The organism is Rhizobacter sp. P3_B12 (genome assembly GCF_056402895.1).
This window is the reverse complement of the sequence record NZ_JBFUGN010000735.1, coordinates 1-3,175: the sequence shown is the minus strand read 5'-3', so window position 1 is coordinate 3,175 and position 3,175 is coordinate 1. Positions and strand designations below refer to the sequence as shown.

Here is a 3,175-nt window from a genome sequence, read left to right as displayed (position 1 = left end):
TCTATAATCCGCCGAATCGTGGTGGCCTCGGGCCCCGTTCTCCCCGGACGGACTGAAGCCACCACCTGAAGATTGCCACCTCGCCCAAAGCCGCCATCGGCAGCGGCGCGTAGGTCCGGCACAAAACTCCAGCGTTTCAAAACCCCAGCATTTCTGTCGTCGCGAGAGCGGTGCCAAGTTGTCCTGCAACCCGATGCCGGGTCGCTCGCACCACTTGTCGCAGTGATCGATCCGGGTCCGGTTTCACGGACCCTGCCTGCACTCTTTCCATCCAGGGGCCCTGCCCATGCATTTGTCTGAACTGAAAGCGCTCCACGTCTCCGAGCTCATCACGATGGGTGAGGCACTGGAGATCGAGAACGTCGCCCGCATGCGCAAGCAGGAGCTGATGTTCGCGATCATGAAGAAGCGCGCGAAAGGCGGCGAGCAGGTGTTCGGCGACGGCGTGCTCGAGGTGCTGCCCGACGGCTTCGGCTTCCTGCGGGCCCCCGACGCGAGCTACATGGCCTCGACCGACGACATCTACCTGTCGCCGAGCCAGATCCGCCGCTTCAACCTGCACACCGGCGACGCCGTCGAAGGCGAGGTGCGGGTTCCGAAGGACGGCGAACGCTACTTCGCGCTCGTCAAGGTCGACCGGGTCAACGGCCTGACGCCCGAGGAGAGCAAGCACAAGATCATGTTCGAGAACTTGACGCCGCTGTTCCCGAAGGAACAGTTCAAGCTCGAACGCGACATCAAGAGCGAAGAGAACGTCACCAGCCGCATCATCGACCTGATCGCGCCGATCGGCAAAGGCCAGCGCGCACTGCTCGTCGCCCAGCCCAAGACCGGCAAGACGGTGATGATGCAGCAGCTGGCACATGCGCTGGTCGCCAACCACCCCGACATCTACCTGATCGTGCTGCTGGTCGACGAACGGCCGGAAGAAGTGACCGAGATGGTCCGCACGGTGCGCGGCGAGGTCATCAGCTCCACCTTCGACGAACCGGCCGCGCGCCACGTGCAGGTCGCCGAGATGGTGATCGAGCGCGCGAAGCGCCTGGTCGAGATGCGCAAGGACGTGGTGATCCTGCTCGACTCGATCACCCGCCTGGCCCGCGCCTACAACAACGTGCTGCCTTCGTCCGGCAAGGTGCTGACCGGCGGCATGGACTCGAACGCGCTGCAGCGCCCGAAGCGCTTCTTCGGCGCGGCGCGCAATGTCGAGGAAGGCGGCTCGCTGACGATCATCGGCACCGCGCTGATCGACACCGGCAGCCGCATGGACGACCTGATCTACGAAGAGTTCAAGGGCACCGGCAACTGCGAGATCCACCTGGATCGCCGCATGGCCGAGAAGCGCGTCTACCCGTCGATCCTGATCAACAAGAGCGGCACGCGCCGCGAAGAGCTGCTGCTGCAGCCCGAGATCCTGCAGAAGACCTGGATCCTGCGGAAACTGCTGTACCCGATGGACGAGATCGAGGCGATGGAATTCATCCTCGACAAGATGAAATCCACGAAGAACAACCACGATTTCTTCGACATGATGCGTCGCGGCGGTTGATGCCTGCGCGGTCGACGCTATAATCCGCGGTTTTCCGCATTCCGGAAAGTGCGCCAAGTGGTTTGGCGTGGCTCCCGGTATCACAGCGCTGAAGAGGTTTCTCATGGCCAAAGAAGGCATCCACCCGAACTACCGCGACATCTGCTTCGTGGACCTGTCCAACGGTTTCAAGTTCGTCACGCGCTCGTGCGCCCAGACGAAGGAAACCATCAAGATGGAAGATGGCCGTGAGCTGCCGCTGATCAAGCTGGAAACCACCAGCGAATCGCACCCGTTCTACACCGGCACCCAGAAGAGCATCGACTCGCTGGGCGGTCGCGTCGAGAAGTTCCGCAACAAGTTTGCGCACCTGAAGTCGAAGTAACCAGTCTCTCCACGAGACAAGCGAAGGCAGCCTGCGGGCTGCCTTTTTCATTGGCGCGCACGAACTTCGTGCACAAGTTGCTGCATCATCGTCGCCGTCCCGAGAACAGCCTGCGCCACTTTCCTTGAACTCGCCCACCCCTGCCCTCGTCACCCAGCGTGCGGCCCAGCGCCTGCCGCGCCTGGCCCTGCTGTTGTTCTGCGCGGCCTACCTGCTGCCCGGCCTGTTCGGGCGCGACCCGTGGAAGGCTGCCGACATGACGGCCTTCGGCTACATGGTCGACATCGCCCAGGGCAGCACCAGCTGGTGGTCGCCGACCGTCGCCGGCATCCCGAGCGATTCGGCGCTGCTGCCGTACTGGCTGGGCGCCGTCTTCATCAAGCTGCTCGGCGGCCTGCTCGGCCAGCCGCTCGCGGCCCGCATCCCGTTCACGATGCTGCTGGGCGTCACGCTGCTGCTGACCTGGTACAGCACCTACCACTTCGCGCGCACCGAGGCGGCGCAACCGGTGCCGTTCGCGTTCGGCGGCGAGGCGAGCCCGATCGACTACGCCCGCGCCATAGCCGACGGCGCCTTGCTCGCGCTGATCGCGAGCCTCGGCCTGCTGCAGCTCGGCCACGAGACCACGCCCGAGCTCGCGCAGCTGGCCAGCGTCTCGCTGTTCCTCTACGCGCTGGCGGCCTGCCCGTTCCGCGGCTGGCAGAGCAAGGCGGCAGTGATGCTGGCGCTGCCGGCGCTCGCAGCCAGCGGGGCGCCGATGATCGGGGCGCTGCTCGCCGTCACCGGCGGCATCGTCTGTGGCCGCTCGAGCTACGAGCCGGCACGCCGCTTCACGCTGTGGATCGCCGCCGGCGGCGTGCTGGGGCTGCTGGTCGCGACCCTGCTCGGCGCCTGGGCCTGGCGGCTCGATGGCTACGTCGAGGCGAGCGATTTCGTGAGCCTGGGCAAGCTCTTCGTCTGGTTCATGTGGCCGGGCTGGCTGCTCGCGTTCTGGACGCTGTGGCGCTGGCGCGCGCAGTGGCTGAACCGGCACATCACCGCGCCGCTCGGCTGCGTGCTCGTGAGCGTGATCGCCTGCCTCGCGATGGGCGGCTCCGACCGCGCGCTGATGCTCGGCCTGCCGCCGCTCGCGGTGCTGGCGGCGTTCGCGCTGCCGACGCTGCACCGCGGCACCTCGGCCGCGATGGACTGGTTCTCGGTGTTCTTCTTCAGCGTCTGGGCGCTCGCGATCTGGGTCGTCTATGCGTCGGTCTACACCGGCG

Annotated in this window: 2 protein-coding genes and 1 pseudogene; all 3 read left to right on the top strand. The window is 65.7% G+C overall.

Annotated features, from left to right (window positions below; translation table 11 throughout):
• Positions 1 to 286: 286 nt before the first annotated feature.
• Positions 287 to 1,549, top strand: coding sequence for a transcription termination factor Rho (rho, locus tag AC1D01_RS27130; protein ID WP_477871908.1), 1,263 nt, complete (start codon positions 287 to 289; stop codon positions 1,547 to 1,549).
• Between the two features lie 103 nt (positions 1,550 to 1,652).
• Complete coding sequence (locus AC1D01_RS27125) at positions 1,653 to 1,913, top strand: type B 50S ribosomal protein L31 (RefSeq protein ID WP_169667437.1); 261 nt, start codon at positions 1,653 to 1,655, stop codon at positions 1,911 to 1,913.
• 124 nt (positions 1,914 to 2,037) lie between these two features.
• Positions 2,038 to 3,175 (top strand): annotated as a pseudogene (locus tag AC1D01_RS27120) (hypothetical protein); the annotation flags it as partial.

What these genes read in the sequence shown, in the direction of transcription:
- rho (WP_477871908.1), top strand. Translation starts at nt 287, where the DNA reads ATGCATTTGTCTGAACTGAAAGCGCTCCACGTCTCCGAGCTCATCACG.
- AC1D01_RS27125 (WP_169667437.1), top strand. Translation starts at nt 1,653, where the DNA reads ATGGCCAAAGAAGGCATCCACCCGAACTACCGCGACATCTGCTTCGTG.